The sequence below is a fragment of the Pseudomonas sp. RL_105y_Pfl2_101 genome, assembly GCF_963970585.1.
Lineage (GTDB): Bacteria > Pseudomonadota > Gammaproteobacteria > Pseudomonadales > Pseudomonadaceae > Aquipseudomonas.
Map to the genome: position 1 here is coordinate 15,933 of NZ_CAXAPG010000004.1, position 17,077 is coordinate 33,009.

The window sequence follows — 17,077 nt, forward strand, 5'->3', positions numbered from 1 at the left end:
GCGTTTTTAGATAAGGTTCAGCTGCGCCGCTTTGAACATGGCTTGTTTGACATTGGTACACTCCATTTTTTCAGTCATATGTTTGGCGTGAAACTTCACTGTTCGCTCAGTGATGTTCATGATCAGGCCGATTTCCTTATAGTTTTTCCCAAGCGCCAGCCAGCGCAGGAATTCAGTTTCCCTGGACGATAGTTTGAGGTTGTGCTCTACGCCCGTTTCAATCGGGCGGTGTTGATTGGCGATAATGCTGAGCGTTTGAATGATCACCATGTTCTCACGGACAATGGTCGGGAAATCGGGATCATTTTCTTCCGAAGATAAATGAATAGAGCCGAATGATCGGCCCGGTTCATGAATCGGAATGGTGAATCCTTGCTTGATGCCATAGGGCGCGGATTGATCAAATATTTCCGGATTATTGTCTATTTTTTGTGGGATTTCATTCCAGAAAAACGGCGTGGCGGTAATGGCTGTATTGGCCATGACCGGGTCTGATTTGTGAAGTGAGTTCTTGCGGTAGGTTTCCACCCATTCGGCGGGATAATTGCTGTGGATGGATACTTTGCAGTTATCGAAGGGCATGGGTTCCAGGTGAACATAAGCAAATTTTTCAAGCCCTAGCTTCGAGAACGTCCAACCCAATATCTCGGTGTACTCGTGTTGGCTTTTTCCTGGAATATTATTCTCCACCTCTAGAATTAAACTGAGCAGGTGGCTGGAGATGTGTTTGAGCATAATGGATGCGCTCGAAAATATTAATGTGAATACCTTTATGTAGTCAGAGGTTTCACCTTGATATTCGCCAAGCGGAGGAGGGAAGTTTTACAGCGCTGGCATCAACCGCCCCATATTGGTTTGGGGCCGCTGTCGTAGGCGTCTCGGGTGGGGGCCTGCGTTTCATCGGGGTTCGCTTCAGAGCGCGATCATAACCTTTCATCCCGCTGTGTAATTGTTGTTCTCTCAACTGGGGTGATGTCATTTTGCATCCTTGCCTGGCAACCTCAGCCTTTACCCTGAGGTTGTAGTTAATTTCGACTACTGAAACGATTAACTGGAGGGCAGTATAGACAGCTTTTTCGTAACAGCGGGAAACATTAAGAATCCTTTTGATCGTCACGCTGCAAAAGCCTTTTCAAGAACGCTGCCGTTCGACTCGTCTGGCATTTCGCCACGGTTTTAGGGGCCCCGCAAACCACCACGTTTCCGCCCTGGGTTCCAGCCCCCGGGCCGATATCGATGACCCAGTCGCTCTGCGCCACCACCCGCATGTCATGCTCCACCACAACCACCGTATGACCTTCTTCCACCAAGCGATTCAACTGCACCAGCAAGCGATCCACGTCCTGGGGATGCAAGCCATTGGTCGGTTCGTCCAGCACATACAACGTCATTCCCCGGGTCTTGCGCTGCAGTTCTGTCGCCAGCTTGATCCGCTGGGCTTCGCCGCCGGACAGTTCCGTAGCCGGTTGGCCCAGGCGCAAGTAGCCCAACCCGATATCCTGCAGCACCTGCAATGAGCGCCTGGCCGCCGCTTGCTCGACAAACACCTCAAGCGCCTGGTCTACGGTCAGTTGCAGCACCTGGGAAATATCCAGGCCTTGCCAGCTCACCGCCAGGGTCTGCGGGTTATAGCGCGCGCCGTGGCAGGTGGGGCAGGGGGCGTACACGCTGGGCATGAACAACAATTCAACGCTGACAAAGCCTTCGCCTTCGCAGGTCTCGCAACGGCCCTTGGCGACATTGAAGGAAAATCGCCCGGCATCGAATCCCAGTGCCTGCGCCTGCTCTGTCGCGGCGAACAGTTTGCGCACGTGATCGAACAGCCCGGTGTAGGTGGCGAGGTTGGAGCGCGGGGTGCGGCCGATGGGCTTCTGGTCTACCTGCACCAGCCGCTTGACCGCGTCGAGTCCGGCGGTGACGCGACCAGCGCTGGTTTGCACGGGCTCGTCTTCCAGGCTTTGCTCATCGGGTTCGGCGTTGGGGCTGGCCTGGCCCAGGTGGACGCCGACCAGATCCAGCAGGGCCTGACTGACGAGGCTGGATTTGCCTGAGCCGGAGATGCCGGTCACGGCGGTGAAGCAACCCAAGGGGAAGGCCGCGCTCAAGTTGTCGAGGTTGTTGCGGGTGATGCCTTCCAGGCGCAGCCAATCCCTCGGCGCACGTGGGCTGCGCGGCGCAGTGTGTTCTTCGTCAAAAAGATAGGCGCGGGTTCGTGATTCAGACACTTGTCCAAGGCCTGCCGGCGGACCGCTGTAGAGGACTTTTCCGCCTTGTTCGCCGGCGTCCGGGCCTACGTCGATGAGCCAGTCGGCGCGACGCATGGTATCGAGGTCATGTTCGACCACAAACACCGAGTTGCCCGCTGCCTTGAGGCGTTGCAAGGCGCCAAACAACGCTTCGCTGTCGGCTGGGTGCAGGCCGGCGGAGGGTTCGTCCAGCACGTAGATCACCCCGAATAGCTGGGAATTGAGCTGGGTCGCCAGGCGCAGGCGTTGCAGTTCGCCGGACGAAAGCGTCGGCGTGCTGCGCTCCAGGGCGAGGTAGCCCAGGCCCAGGTCGATCAGGGTGACGATCCGCTCCAGCAGTTCAGCGGCGATGCGTTGGGCGGCCAGGCGTTTCTCCAGGGAGAGGTTGGGCGTGTGGCGCGCGTCGGGCCCACCCGCGTGCGGGTTGTCGCCCCTGGCGGCGCGTTGCTCGCGGGCTTCTCGGGTTTGTCGGTGGCTGAGGACGTCTCCCGTTTCATCGGCCTGTTCCAGATAGTCGGGCGCCAGGACACGCTTGAGCACTTCGGCCAGCTCAAGCAACGGCAGGTGCGACAGCTCGGCGATGTCCAGGCCGGCAAAGGTCACGCTCAACGCCTGGCGTTTGAGGCGTTTGCCATCGCACACCGGGCAAGGACTGGCGCGCATGTATTGCGCCACGCGTTTGCGCATCTGCGCGCTTTGGGAGTGCATGAAGGTGTGCAGCAGGTAGCGTCGGGCGCCGCTGAACGTGCCCTGGTAACTCGGTTCGAGCTTGCGTTTGAGAGCCGCACGGGTCTGGGCTGGGGTGAGCCCGGCGTATACCGGAACAGTCGGGGTTTGTTCGGTGAAGAGAATCCAGTCCCGTTGCTTCTTCGGCAGGTCGCGCCAGGGGATGTCGACGTCATAGCCCAGGGTCACCAGGATGTCCCGCAGGTTCTGGCCCTGCCAAGCCATGGGCCAGGCGGCCACGGCGCGCTCGCGGATGGTCAGTGACGGGTCTGGCACCATGGACGCTTCGGTCACCTCATAGACCCGGCCGAGGCCATGGCATTGCTGGCAGGCACCCTGTGGCGTGTTGGGCGAGAAATCCTCGGCATAGAGCATCGGTTGGTCGGCAGGGTAGCTGCCGGCGCGGGAGTAGAGCATGCGAATCAGGCTCGACAGGGTGGTGACGCTGCCTACCGATGAGCGTGCGCTGGGCGTGCCGCGCTGTTGCTGCAAGGCGACTGCCGGCGGCAAGCCCTCGATGCTGTCCACGTCCGGCACGCCCACCTGGTCGATCAGGCGCCGCGCATAAGGCGCAACGGACTCGAAATAACGACGCTGGGCTTCAGCGTAGAGCGTAGAGAAGGCCAGCGACGACTTACCAGACCCCGACACACCGGTAAACACCACTAGGGCATCGCGGGGGATGTCAACGTCGACATTCTTGAGGTTGTGTTCGCGGGCGCCACGCACCCGGACGAAACCGGTGGCTTGTGCCAAGTCAGCGGTTGAAGCGGGGGCGGAGCGTGGGGGCATCGGGCATTCCTTGTGGACGTTGGTGCAACGCTTCAGGGCGTTATGGCGCTGCATTATGGCGTGGGCAGAGTGGACTGGATCACAGCGCTGACAATTATGCGACCGGGTTCAACCGTTCACGTGCGATAAAAATTTACGTTGGGCGCAAGAGATGAGAAACACATCTGCAGATTTCTCCCAAGGATACGGCCCCCCGATAGCTGACGAGGGCGCTTGCCCGCGCAGGGCTCTGTAGGAGCTGGCGAAGCCTGCGATCTTTTGATCTTGATCTTGATCTTGATCTTTCGCTTGAGATTCAAGTGTTTGGGGAAAGATCGCAGCCTCGTTGCACTCGACAGCTCCTACACAGCTCCTGCACGGCTCCTGTGCAGCACCTACTGCTCCAGCGGGGGGCGCTCGCCGCAACGGGGGCTCGCGTCTGCACATGGATTCGGGCTTAAGTTTTTCCCAAGTTGATTTCAATCAAGGGCCGAAGAAGGGGCCGACCCCTACCATGATCGCCAAGATCCTGTCTTTAAGCCCTGGCTTCCATGACCCCTCCTTTTGTGATGCTGCACCTATCCCGCTTCTGGCTCCGTGGGCTGTTCGTTTTCCTGCTGTTGTTCACGGGCCTGGCCCAGGCCAGGGACTACGGCGACACCCCGCAACAGCGCATCCACCATGTCCTGAATCAGACCGATTCGATCTCCGAGCCCGAAGGGCGGTTCAAGGTGCGCAAGCTGTCCGCTGCCGGCAAGGTCCTGGGCTATGTGTTCCAAAGCCTGGACGTGGTGGACATTCCCGCCTATTCAGGCAAGCCAATTAATGTCCAGGTCATTCTCGATCCGGCCGGTGTGATTCTCGATGCCTATGTGCTCGAACACCATGAGCCGATTCTGCTGATCGGCATCGCCGAAGAAAAACTTCACGCGTTCAGCGCGCGCTACAGCGGCATCAAGGTCAACCAACGGGTGGTGGTGGGGCATTCCAGCGATCCGAATGCCGTGACCGTGGATGCCATCGCCGGGGCCACCGTGACGGCGATGGTGGTCAATGAAGTCATCATGCGCGCCGCCCACGATGTCGCAGTGTCCCTGGGCCTGGTCAAGGGCGATGCGGGGTTGGCCGTGGCGCCGGCACGTGTGCGTCAGGACATCTACGAGCCCGCCGACTGGAAGACCTTGACCGGCAACGGCGCTGTACGGCGCTTGCACCTGACTCGCGGTCAAGTAGACGCCACCTTCAAAGGTACCGACGCCGAGCAGGTTGAAGTCGCCAGCGCCGCCCAGGCCGACGACACGTTCATCGACCTGTACGTCACCCACCTCAACCCGCCCACCATCGGTCGCAATTTATTGGGCGATACGCAGTACCGCTCGCTGATGAGCGAGCTCAAGCCCGGCGAGCAAGCCATTGCCGTGATGGGCCGCGGGCGGTATTCCTTCAAGGGCTCGGGTTATGTGCGCGGCGGCATTTTCGACCGGGTGCTGGTGCGCCAGTTCGGCGACGTCATCAGCTTCCGCGACATGGACTTCCAACGTCTGGATGATGTGGCCGCCGAGGACATGCCTGAGTTCGACGAAATGGCGGTCTTCATCGTTCGCGCGTCCCACCGTTTCGACCCCGGTTCACCCTGGAGCCTGGAGCTGCTGATCCGTCGCCAGACCGGGCCGGTCAGCGGTATTTTCAGCAGCTTTGAGCTGGCCTATCAGTTGCCAGAGCCCTACCTGGAGCGGCCATTGCCGACCGCCGAACAACTGGCGGCCGCCGAAGAAGCCAGCCGGCCGATGTGGCTGACGCTCTGGTATCAGAAAAGTGTCGAAATCAGCGTGCTTGGCGTAGCCCTGCTGGTGCTGACGGCGATCCTGTTTTTCCAGGATTCACTGGCCCGACGGCCGACGCTGTTGCATTGGCTGCGCCGCGGTTACCTGGTCTTCACGGTGGTGTTTCTCGGCGGCTACGCCTTGGCGCAGTTGTCGGTGGTCAACGTGCTGACCTTCGTCCACGCCTTGTTCGAAGGCTTTCGTTGGGAGCTGTTCCTCACCGATCCGCTGATCTTCATCCTCTGGGTGTTCACCGCCGCCAGCATTTTGCTGTGGGGGCGCGGGGTGTTCTGCGGCTGGCTGTGTCCGTTCGGTGCATTGCAGGAGTTGATCAACGAACTGGCGCGCAAGCTCAAGGTGCCCCAATACGAGTTGCCGTTCGCCGTGCATGAGCGACTGTGGGCGATCAAATACATCATTTTGCTGGTGCTGTTCGGCGTTTCGCTGGAATCGATGGCCACCGCCGAACGGCTGGCCGAAGTGGAACCGTTCAAGACCGCCATCACCCTCAGGTTCGACCGCCAGTGGTGGTTCGTGGCCTACGCAGTGGGCCTGCTGGTGATCAACCTGTTTACCCGCAAGGTCTATTGCCGCTACGTCTGCCCGCTGGGCGCGGCCCTGGCGATGCCGACCCGGCTGCGGCTGTTCGACTGGCTCAAGCGGCGTAAGGAGTGTGGTAACCCCTGCCAACTGTGCGCCAAGGAATGCGAGATCCAGGCGATTCATCCCGACGGCCGGATCAATGCCAACGAATGCCATTACTGCCTCGACTGCCAGATGACCTGGCACAACGAAAACAAATGCCCGCCGCTGATCAACAAGCGCAAGAAGCGCGGCAAGGCGACCGCGACCGATGCGCAACTGATTCCCGTGGTGCAGGTGAACCCGGCGCCTTGAGGCACCCCAATGGCCTGTCCCTTGACCGTTTCATTCTTTATGGAGCACACAGCATGAGCGACAAAAAAAACCAAACCCCAGGCTCGGAGGAAGAGCCCAGGGGGGTCAGTCGGCGCAGTTTTCTCGGCACCGGCGCGATAACGGGTGCGGTACTGGCCGGCGCGACGGCGCTGGGGGCCGGGACGTTCACCCGTGAGTCCTGGGCGGCGGCGGCCAAGGAGGCCAAGTCGAAGATCCATGTCGGGCCTGGGGAGCTGGACGAATACTACGGTTTCTGGAGCGGCGGCCACCAGGGCGAGGTGCGGGTGCTGGGTGTGCCATCGATGCGTGAACTGATGCGCATCCCGGTGTTCAACGTCGATTCGGCCACCGGTTGGGGCCTGACCAACGAAAGCAAGGACATCCTGGGCGACAGCGCCAAGTACCAGAACGGCGATTGCCACCACCCGCACATCTCCATGACTGACGGCAAGTACGACGGCAAATACCTGTTCATCAACGACAAGGCCAACTCCCGGGTCGCGCGCATTCGCCTGGACATCATGAAGTGCGACAAGATCCTCACCGTGCCCAACGTACAAGCCATTCACGGCCTGCGCCTGCAAAAGGTGCCGTACACCAAGTACGTGTTCGCCAACGCTGAGTTCGTGATCCCGCACCCCAACGACGGTCATACCTTCGACCTGCAAGACAAAAACAGCTTCACGATGTTCAACGCCATTGATGCCGAGAAAATGGAAATGGCGTTCCAGGTGATCGTCGACGGCAACCTGGACAACTCCGACGCTGACTACACCGGCAAATACGCCGCCAGCACCTGCTACAACTCCGAGAAGGCCTACGACCTGGGCGGCATGATGCGCAACGAGCGCGACTGGGTGGTGGTGTTCAACATTGCGCGTATCGAGGCGGCGATCAAGGCCGGCAAGTTCATTAACCTGGACGGCTCCAAGGTGCCGGTGGTCGATGGCCGCAAGACCGATGGCAAGGACTCCGAGTTCACTCGCTACATTCCCGTGCCGAAGAACCCCCACGGGCTCAATACCTCGCCGGACGGCAAATACTTCATCGCCAACGGCAAGCTGTCGCCCACGGTTTCGATGATCGCCATCGACCGTCTGGATGACCTGTTCAACGACCGTTACAAGGATCCACGCGAAGTGATCGTCGCCGAGCCGGAACTGGGGCTCGGGCCGCTGCACACCACGTTCGACGGGCGCGGCTATGCCTACACGACGCTGTTCATCGACAGCCAAGTGGTGAAGTGGAACATGGAGGATGCCATCCGCGCCTACAAGGGCGAAAAGGTCAATTACATCAAGCAGAAGCTCGACGTCCAGTACCAGCCCGGCCACAACCATGCATCCCTCACCGAAACCAGCGAGGCGGACGGCAAGTGGCTGGTGGTGTTGTGCAAGTTTTCCAAGGACCGCTTCCTGCCTACCGGCCCATTGCACCCGGAGAACGATCAACTGATCGATATTTCCGGTGACGAAATGAAGCTGGTGCACGACGGCCCGGCCTTCGCCGAACCGCATGACTGCATTCTCGCGCGACGCGACCAGATCAAGCCCCAGAAAATCTGGAACCGCAACGATCCGTTCTTCGCAGGCACCGTGGAGCGGGCGAAGAAGGACGGCATCAACCTGGAAACCGACAACAAGGTCATCCGCGACGGCAACAAGGTGCGGGTGTACATGACCTCGATGGCGCCGACCTATGGCCTGACGGAGTTCACCGTCAAGCAAGGCAACGAGGTGACGGTGACCATCACCAACATCGACCAGATCGAGGACGTGTCCCACGGCTTTGTCATGACCAACCATGGCGCAAGCATGGAGATCAGCCCGCAACAGACCTCATCCATCACGTTCACCGCCGACAAGGCTGGTTTGCACTGGTACTACTGCAGCTGGTTCTGTCACGCCCTGCACATGGAAATGGTCGGGCGCATGCTGGTTGAAAAGGCCTGAGACGGCTCGTCAAGGAGACAGGTGCAATGACCGGGAAAAAGCCGCAACCTGCAGGCCACGCTTGCCAATCGGTCATTGCGCTGGTGCTGTGCCTGCTATCGGGCGGCGCGCTCGGTGCGCCGCAGCCGATCACCGATTTGCCTTTGCAGGCCGAGGGCGATCAGCAATGGCGACTGCCTGCGGGCCAGTACCGGGGCTCGTTCAGCATCGATCAACCCATGACCCTCACGTGTGCGCCGGATGCCGTATTCCAGGGCCAGGGCGAGGGCAATGGCGTGATCATTCGTGCCCCGAACGTGCGGATTCAGGGGTGTACGTTCCTGGACTGGGGCCACGACCTGACGGCCATGAATGCGGCCGTGTTCATCCAACCGCTCGCCCAAGGGGCCGTGGTGCGTGGCAACCGGATGCAGGGCCAGGGCTTCGGTATCTGGGTCGATGGCACCCGGGACGTCAGCCTGATCGACAACCGCATCCAGGGCGACCCCAGCCTGCGCTCCCAGGACCGTGGCAATGGCATCCATTTGTATGCGGTACACGGCGCCCGGGTCATCGGCAACCAAGTGCGCGAAACCCGCGACGGCATCTACATCGACACGTCCAATGGCAATCTGCTCCAGGGCAATGTCCTGGAGGACCTGCGCTACGGCGTGCATTACATGTTCGCCAACGATAATCGCCTGCTGGACAACGTCACCCGGCGCACCCGCACTGGCTATGCCTTGATGCAAAGCCGCCAGCTGACGGTCATCGGCAATCGCTCCGAACAGGATCAGAACTACGGGATCCTGATGAACTACATCACCTATTCCACACTGCGCGACAACGTCGTCACCGACGTGCGCGACGGGTCCACCGGCGACACCATGATCACGGGTGCCGAGGGCAAGGCCCTGTTCATTTACAACTCGTTGTTCAACCGCATCGAAGGCAATCATTTCCAGCGCAGCGCCGTGGGCATCCACCTGACGGCCGGCTCGGAGGATAACCGCATCGCCGGCAATGCCTTCGTCCACAACCAGCGTCAGGTCAAATACGTTGCCACGCGATTGCAGGAGTGGTCGGTGGATGGCCGCGGCAATTACTGGAGCGACTACCTGGGCTGGGATCGCAACGGCGACGGCTTGGGCGATGTGGCCTATGAACCCAACGACAACGTGGATCGCCTGCTGTGGCTGTATCCCCAGGTGCGGTTGTTGATGAACAGTCCGGGGATCGAACTGCTGCGCTGGGTGCAGCGAGCCTTCCCAGTGATGAAATCCCCCGGGGTGATGGACAGTCATCCGCTGATGGATACGCCTGTCCAGCCCCCGCCACGCAACAGTATCCGGGAGGATGTGTCTTGAACGTCGTCGAGATCGAAGGTGTCAGCCAGTACTATGGCGATGTCGCCGTGCTGCGCGGGCTGGACTTGAACCTGGGTCAGGGCGAGGTGCTCGGCCTGTTCGGGCATAACGGTGCGGGCAAGACCACCACGATGAAGCTGATCCTCGGTTTGCTGCGGGCCAGCGAGGGGCAGGTACGTGTCTTCGGGCGCGCGCCCAGCGACCCGAGCGTGCGGCAGATGCTCGGTTATCTGCCCGAGAACGTGATGTTCTATCCGCAGTTGAGCGGGCTGGAAACCTTGCGCCATTTTGCCCGGCTCAAAGGTGCCGCACCGGAGCAGGTGCAGCGTTTGCTGGAGGAGGTCGGGCTGGCGGCTGCCGCGACACGGCGTGTGAAGACGTATTCCAAGGGCATGCGCCAGCGTCTTGGTCTGGCCCAGGCACTGCTCGGCCAGCCGCGCCTGTTATTGCTGGATGAACCGACCGTAGGCCTGGACCCCATCGCCACCCAGGACCTCTATCAGTTGCTCGACCGCCTGCGTTGGCAGGGCAGCAGCATCATTCTCTGTTCTCACGTCTTGCCTGGCGTGGAAGCTCACATCAACCGCGCCGCGATTCTCACCCGAGGGCGTCTATTGGCCCTGGGCAGCCTGGCCCGGCTGCGGGAGGACGCGGGGTTGCCGACGCTGATCCGGGCCTCGGGCCTATCGCGGGCCGACTGGCTTCGCCAGCATTGGCGCAGTGAAGGGCACGCCACCCAAGGGTGGGGGGCCGAAGGGGTGCAGGTGTCCGCGCCGGATGGCAGCAAGCTTAAATTGCTGCGCCAGCTACTGGCCCAGGATGACCCGTCGGATGTCGAGATCAAGCCGCCGTCGCTGGAGGATTTGTATCGTCATTACATGGTCCGTGCCGCTGCCGAGGAGACCAGCCTATGAATCCGGTCTGGAACATGGCCCGCAAGGAGTTCAGCGACGGCCTGCGCAATCGCTGGTTGTTGGCGATCAGCCTGTTGTTCGCGGTGCTGGCGATTGGCATCGCCTGGCTCGGCGCGGCGGCGTCCGGTCAACTGGGGTTCACCTCGGTGCCTGCCACGGTGGCGAGCCTGTCCAGCCTGGCGACCTTCCTGATGCCCTTGATTGCCTTGCTGCTGGCCTATGACGCGATTGTCGGCGAGGACGAGAGCGGCACCTTGCTGCTGTTGCTGACCTACCCGTTGGGGCGCGGCCAATTGCTGCTGGGCAAGTTTGCGGGGCACGGCTTGATCCTGGCCCTTGCCACCTTCATCGGTTTTGGCTGCGCAATGCTTGCCATCGCCCTGTTGGTGGACGATGTCCAGTTGAGCCAGCTGCTCTGGGCCTTCGGTCGCTTCATGGCATCCAGCACGCTGCTGGGCTGGGTGTTCCTCGGGTTGGCGTATGTGCTGAGCTGCGTGTCGGCAGAGAAATCCACCGCGGCCGGATTGGCGCTGGGGGTCTGGTTTTTCTTCGTGCTGGTGTTCGACCTGGCCTTGCTGGCGTTGCTGGTGCTGAGCGAGGGGCGCTTCAGCCCGGAACTGTTGCCATGGCTGCTGCTATTGAACCCTACCGACGTGTATCGGCTGATCAACCTGTCCGGGTTCGAGGCGTCCAGCGGCGCCGCGGTGTTGACCTTGGGCAGCGACCTGCCGGTGTCGGCGCCTTTGCTCTGGCTGTGCCTGGGCCTGTGGATGACGGTTCCGTTGTGGCTGGCCTATCGGTTGTTCAATCGCCGGTGCCCGTGAATTTCAATCTTGATAAGGGAGCATGCAACGATGAACAAGATGTACCTCATGGGGGGGCGCCTCTTGGCCGGGGTGTTGATGTGTTTGGCGCTGGCGGCCTGCGGCAAAGCCGAGCCACCTGCGGCCAGCGAGGCGGCGCTGGCGTTTCATCCCAGTGACGAGTGCCATGTGTGCGGCATGGTCATCACTGACTTCCCCGGGCCCAAGGGCGCGGCGGTCGGGGCAGGGGGGGTAAAGAAATTTTGCTCGCCGGCGGAGATGCTGGGCTGGTGGTTGCAGCCGGAAAACCATCGAGCCGACGTCAAACTGTATGTCCACGACATGGGCCGCAGCCATTGGGATACACCGGATGACACCCATCTGATCGACGCCCGAACCGCCTACTTCGTCATCGGCAGCGGGCTTAAAGGCGCCATGGGTGTGGTCCTGGCCTCGTTCTCCGACCCCCAGGCGGCACAAAAACTCGCCAGCGACAGCGGCGGCCGGGTGCTGCGCCTGGAAGACATCGACCAGAAACTGCTGGGGCAGGCCACCGCCATGTCGCCGATGAGCCACTGATATAGCCTGGGCAACGAACCGCTCTTTGCGGTGAGGGAACGTGCCCTTGCTGAGGTCTGTAGGAGCTGGCGAAGCCTGCGATCTTTTGATCTTTTGATCTTTCGCTTGAGATTCAAGTGTCTGGGGAAAGATCGCAGCCTCGTTACACTCGACAGCTCCTACACAGCTCCTGGTGACCTTGGCGGGAGTAAGCTCTCGCCACATTGTGCATCAATCTCATCCCATGGAAGCGTCCACCCACTACCCAAGTAGCATTCGTCGACCGGGCGCGGCTTCGTACACTCAGGGCTCCTATCACGCACCCGCCGGAGGCGAAGATGCAGCAGGCCCAGAGCGAAGGTGTGGTGAGCGCCATGTCCCAGGCGACGGACGTCCAGCAGGTGGCCCAAGCGTTGGCGCGGCAGTTGTTGCACCCGCACCTGGGCTTCGTGCTGTTTTTCTGTTCTGCCGAATATGACCTGCCGGCCCTGGGCCAGGCGTTGTCCCAGAGTTTCGGTGGAATTCGCCTGGTGGGCTGTACCAGCGCCGGTGAAATCACCGCCCAGGGATATGGTCGCAACTGTGTGACGGCGGTGGGGTTCGATCATCGGCACTTTTCCATTGCCGCCGAACTGATCGGTGAAATGGAGCACTTCAGCCTGATCGACGCCCAGCAAATGGTCGAGCGCCTGGCGAGCGGCTGTCGCAGTAACGCCTTGGCACCGATCAAGGGCCACAGTTTCGCCTTGACCCTGCTCGATGGCCTGTCCAGCCGCGAAGAAATGGTGCTGGCGGCCTTGAGCGCCGCGCTGGGGGACATCCCGCATTTCGGCGGTTCGGCCGGCGATGACAACTACCTGACCCACACCCACGTGTACTTCGAAGGCCAGTTCCACAGCGGCGCGGCGGTGGTGGTGTTGATCAATACCTGGCTGGAATTCGAAGTCTTCACCACCCATCACATCCTGCCCCGGGAGGAGAAACTGGTGGTGACCGGTGCCGACAGCGCCTCGCGACGGGTCTACGAGCTCAACGCCGAACCCGCCGCCGAAGAATACGCCCGGCACATCGGCGTGCCGGTGAGCGCCCTCGACTACCGGGTCTTCGCCGCCCATCCACTGGCGGTGCGCATCAATGACCAGTACTACGTGCGGGCGATCCAGCAGGTGCACTCGGACCTGAGCCTGAGTTTTTACTGTGCGGTGGAGAACGGCATCGTTCTCACTGCGATGACCCCCGGCCCCTTGCTGCAGAACCTGCAAACGCTGTTCGACGGTTTGCAGGCGCGCCTCGGTGACTTGCTGCTGACCATCGGCTGCGATTGCTTTCTCCGGCGTCTGGAGCTGGAAGACCGTGGCGGCCTGGAGCAGATCGGCCAGTTCCTGCGTGAACAACGGGTGATGGGCTTCAACACCTATGGAGAACAGTTCAATGGCATGCACATCAACCAGACGTTCACCGGAGTTGCCATTGCCCGACATCGCGTCCCCGGCCATCGTTGAGCTGCAGGCCCAGCTCGCTGCCCAGCAGCATGAAAACCGCAAGTTGCGGCGCATCAACGATGCGCTGATCGAACGGGTGGAGTCCGGCGTAACCCGGGGCAACGATCCCTATGCGGCGTTCCAGCACTCGGTGGTGCTGGCCGAGCAGGTTCGCGAGCGCACCGATGCGCTGAACCAGGCCATGGCTGAGCTCAAGGCCGGCAATCACCTGCTGGGCGAGGCGCGGCTGCGGGCAGAAACGGCCCACCGGCACTTGATCGACGCCATCGAAAGCATCTCCGATGCGTTTGTGCTGTTCGACGAGCAGCAACGCATCGTACTGTTCAACAGCCGCTTCAAGGCCTTCTGGGCCAACAGCCGGGTGCGCATCATCGCCGGAATGCGGCTTTCCGAGGTCAAGCGCCTGATGACCGCCAACGGGCTGTTCAGCGAAGAACCCCGCGGACAAGCCGACGAGCACGTGTTGTATCGCTTGCAGAACGGGCGTTGGCTGCAAGTCAGCGAGCGGCCGACCCAGGAGGGCGGCCGGGTCATCCTGTTTACCGACATCACCGACGTCAAGCTCAGTGAAACCGTGCGCCGCGAGCAGGCCATCGCGCAGAAGTCCCACCTGTTGCAGCGGGCGGTGGACAACCTGTCCCAGGGCGTGGCGATGGTCAATGCCCAAGGCGTGCTGGAGCTGTGGAACCGGCGTTTCCTGGAACTCAGCGGCCTGGCACCGGTAGCGGCTCACCGGCCGTTCAACGAAGTGATTGCCGACAGCGAGTTGCAACTGCTGACCCCGGCCAGTCGCGACAGCAACGGCCGGCTGATCCACGAATCCGAGCAGCGCCTGTCCGATGGCCGGGTCCTGGAGATCCGTACACATCCATTGCCCACGGGTGGTTACGTCAACACCTTCACCGACATTACCGAACGCTACCAGCACGCCGAGGCGCTGAGCGAAAGCGAACGCTGGATTCGCCTGATCACCGACCATGTGCCGGCGCTGATCGCCTACCTCAACGCCGACCTGGTCTATGAATTCACCAACAAGGTCTACGAGCAGTGGTACTGCTGGCCCCGTGGCGTGATGCTCGGCCAGAACCTGCGCGAAGCCCATAGCGAGCAGCACTACCAGCGCCTGGAAGCCTACGTGGCGCGGGCGTTGGCGGGTGAGAGCGTGACGTTCGAGTTCGCCGAGACCAACATCAATAACCAGGAGCGCTACATGCTGCGCTCCTACGTACCCAACCGCTTGGCCAACGGTGAAGTGGTCGGGATTTTCGTGCTGATCCGCGACATCACCGAACGCCGGCGCACCGCTGAAGCGCTGCACCAGGCCTACCAGAACCTGGAACAACGGGTCCAGGAGCGCACGGCCGAACTGACCACCCTCAACGATCAGTTGCTGCGCGAAATCGACGAGCGTAGCCGGGTGGAACTGCGTCTGCGGGAGGCCAAGCGCGAGGCCGAGCAGGCCAACCTGTCGAAGACCAAGTTTCTCGCAGCAGTCAGCCATGACCTGCTGCAACCGCTCAATGCCGCCCGGCTGTTCACCAGTGCCTTGCTTGAGCGCCGCGAACCGGTCGCCAACGCGCAACTGGTGCGCAACGTCAGCAATTCGCTGCAGGACGTGGAGAACTTGTTGGGCACCCTGGTGGACATATCCAAGCTGGACGCGGGGGTGATCAAGGCCGATGTCGCGCCGTTCGGCCTCAGCGAGCTGCTCGACAACCTGGCCGCCGAATACGCCCAGGTCGCCCGCAGCGAAGGGCTGGAGTTGCACTTTGTCGGCTGTTCGGTGCTGGTGCACAGCGACATGCAATTGCTGGCGCGGATCCTGCGCAATCTGCTGAGTAACGCCATTCGCTACACCCCCAGCGGCCGGGTGGTGCTGGGTTGCCGGCGACACCGCCAGCGCGTGTCGATTCAGGTCTGGGACAGCGGCATTGGCATTGCCGAGAACCGCCTGGAGGAAATATTCCAAGAGTTCAAGCGCGGCGACGTGCAGCGCCCGAACCAGGACCGTGGGTTGGGCCTGGGCTTGGCGATTGTCGAGAAAATCGCCGGGATCCTCGGCCACCGGATCCAGGTGCGCTCCTGGCCCGGCAAGGGCTCGATGTTTGCCATCGACGTGCCGCTGAGCGCCACGGCGCCCAAGCCGTTGCCGTGCCTGGACATGAGCGAGCCGATGCTCGAACGACTGCGCGGGGCTCGGGTCTGGGTGCTGGATAACGATGCGGCGATCTGTGCCGGCATGCGTACTTTGCTGGAGGGCTGGGGTTGCCAGGTAGTGACCGCGTTGTCGGAACAGGACCTGGCCCGCCAGGTGGACAACTACCATGCCGAGGCCGATTTGCTGATCGCCGATTATCACCTGGACCACGATCAGAACGGCGTCGATGCCGTGGCCCGGATCAACGCCCGCCGGGCCTCACCGATCCCGGCCATGATGATCACCGCCAACTACAGCAACGAACTCAAGCAGCAGATCCGCGAGCGTGGGCACACCCTGATGCACAAGCCGGTGCGGCCGATGAAGCTCAAGATTGCGATGAGTCATCTGTTGGGTGGGGCAACGAGTTGTTAAGCCGCACCGCCTTGGGAGCTTGCTCCCGCCGGTCCTGCAGGCGCTGTGCAGGAGCTGTGCAGGAGCTATGTAGGAGCTGTGTAGGAGCTGTCGAGTGCAACGAGGCTGCGATCTTTCCCAGACACTTGAATCCCAATCCCAAGCGAAAGACCAAAAGATCGCAGCCTTCGGCAGCGCCTACACAAAGCCCTGCGGGAGCAAGCGCCCTCGCCACAGGGGGTTGTGTCGGCTGTTCAACGCCGCAAATAAGCCCCGAAATCAATATCCCCGGCACTGAGGATTGCTTGCACCCGGTTGTGCACATTGAGTTTGCGCAGGATCGCCGAGACGTGAGCTTTGACCGTGGTTTCGGCGATGTCCAGGGTGTAGGCGATCTGTTTGTTCGACTCGCCCTTGGTCATGCGTTCGAGCACCAGCAGTTGCTTGCGGGTCAAGGCCTGGAGCAGTTCCGGCGGGAACGCCGGGGTTTCGTTCAGGCGCCGGCCCATTGGGCTTTTTTGCGTGCGAATGATGTCGGGGGGCAGGTACACGTTGCCGTTTAGGATCTGCTCGATGGCATCGGTCATCTGCGAGCGTGGCGAGGATTTGGTGATGAAACCCACCGCACCATAGGTGATGGCTTGCAGTACCACCTGTTTGTCCTGCTCGGCAGAGACAATGACCACGGGGATGGTCGGTGCCTCGTTGCGCAGGTTGATCAGGCCATTGAGCCCGTGCATGCCGGGCATGTTCAGGTCCAGCAGGATCAGGTCCAAGTCGTCGTGCTCGGCAGTCAAGGCCAGGGCACTGTCCAGGTCGGCGGTCTCCATGACCTCGCTGCCAGGAAAGCCGTCGCTGATGACATTGTGGATGGCTTCGCGAAACAGTGGGTGATCGTCGGCTATCAGGATTTTATACATGGCCATTCACCTCGTTATTGTCGTGTGGGGCAAGGCAGTTACACGCA

At 61.3% G+C, this 17,077-nt stretch carries 11 protein-coding genes; 8 read left to right on the plus strand and 3 right to left on the minus strand.

Annotated features, from left to right (window positions below; all coding sequences use genetic code 11):
• Positions 1-6: 6 nt before the first annotated feature.
• Positions 7-735 (minus strand): helix-turn-helix transcriptional regulator, encoded by a 729-nt coding sequence (locus AACY31_RS06465; protein ID WP_339479220.1) that lies wholly within the window; start codon positions 733-735, stop codon positions 7-9.
• 359 nt (positions 736-1,094) lie between these two features.
• Positions 1,095-3,764, minus strand: coding sequence for an excinuclease ABC subunit UvrA (locus AACY31_RS06470; protein WP_339504188.1), 2,670 nt, complete (start codon positions 3,762-3,764; stop codon positions 1,095-1,097).
• A 530-nt stretch (positions 3,765-4,294) separates the two neighbouring features.
• Here AACY31_RS06470 and nosR point away from each other — a divergent pair.
• From nosR to nahK, 8 genes are all read left to right on the plus strand, one after another.
• The gene (gene nosR, locus AACY31_RS06475; RefSeq protein WP_339479224.1) at positions 4,295-6,463 is read left to right on the plus strand and encodes a transcriptional regulator NosR; all 2,169 of its coding nucleotides are present in this window, start codon (positions 4,295-4,297) and stop codon (positions 6,461-6,463) included.
• Between the two features lie 53 nt (positions 6,464-6,516).
• Entirely contained in the window at positions 6,517-8,436 is a 1,920-nt protein-coding gene (gene nosZ, locus AACY31_RS06480; RefSeq protein WP_339479225.1) for a TAT-dependent nitrous-oxide reductase, read from the plus strand.
• Between the two features lie 26 nt (positions 8,437-8,462).
• Positions 8,463-9,782 carry a nitrous oxide reductase family maturation protein NosD gene (locus AACY31_RS06485; protein WP_339479226.1) on the plus strand — a complete coding sequence of 440 codons (1,320 nt, stop codon included), beginning with the start codon at positions 8,463-8,465 and terminating at the stop codon, positions 9,780-9,782.
• Positions 9,779-10,696, plus strand: coding sequence for an ABC transporter ATP-binding protein (locus AACY31_RS06490; RefSeq protein WP_339479228.1), 918 nt, complete (start codon positions 9,779-9,781; stop codon positions 10,694-10,696). The genes AACY31_RS06485 and AACY31_RS06490 overlap by 4 nt, the downstream gene beginning before the upstream one ends.
• Positions 10,693-11,520, plus strand: a complete 828-nt coding sequence (locus AACY31_RS06495) for an ABC transporter permease (protein ID WP_339479229.1) — start codon at positions 10,693-10,695, stop codon at positions 11,518-11,520. Before AACY31_RS06490 ends, AACY31_RS06495 begins: the two co-directional genes overlap by 4 nt.
• Before the next feature lie 30 nt (positions 11,521-11,550).
• The gene (locus AACY31_RS06500; protein ID WP_339479230.1) at positions 11,551-12,078 is read left to right on the plus strand and encodes a nitrous oxide reductase accessory protein NosL; all 528 of its coding nucleotides are present in this window, start codon (positions 11,551-11,553) and stop codon (positions 12,076-12,078) included.
• Positions 12,079-12,395: 317 nt separating this feature from the next.
• Positions 12,396-13,559: a nitric oxide-sensing protein NosP gene (nosP, locus tag AACY31_RS06505; protein WP_339479231.1), complete on the plus strand. Its 1,164-nt coding sequence runs from the start codon at positions 12,396-12,398 to the stop codon at positions 13,557-13,559.
• Positions 13,489-16,131 (plus strand): hybrid sensor histidine kinase/response regulator NahK/ErcS', encoded by a 2,643-nt coding sequence (nahK, locus tag AACY31_RS06510; RefSeq protein ID WP_339479232.1) that lies wholly within the window; start codon positions 13,489-13,491, stop codon positions 16,129-16,131. The genes nosP and nahK overlap by 71 nt, the downstream gene beginning before the upstream one ends.
• Before the next feature lie 233 nt (positions 16,132-16,364).
• Here the strand turns inward: nahK and AACY31_RS06515 are convergent, their stop codons facing one another.
• The gene (locus AACY31_RS06515; RefSeq protein ID WP_053122521.1) at positions 16,365-17,030 is read right to left on the minus strand and encodes a response regulator transcription factor; all 666 of its coding nucleotides are present in this window, start codon (positions 17,028-17,030) and stop codon (positions 16,365-16,367) included.
• Positions 17,031-17,077 lie beyond the last annotated feature (47 nt).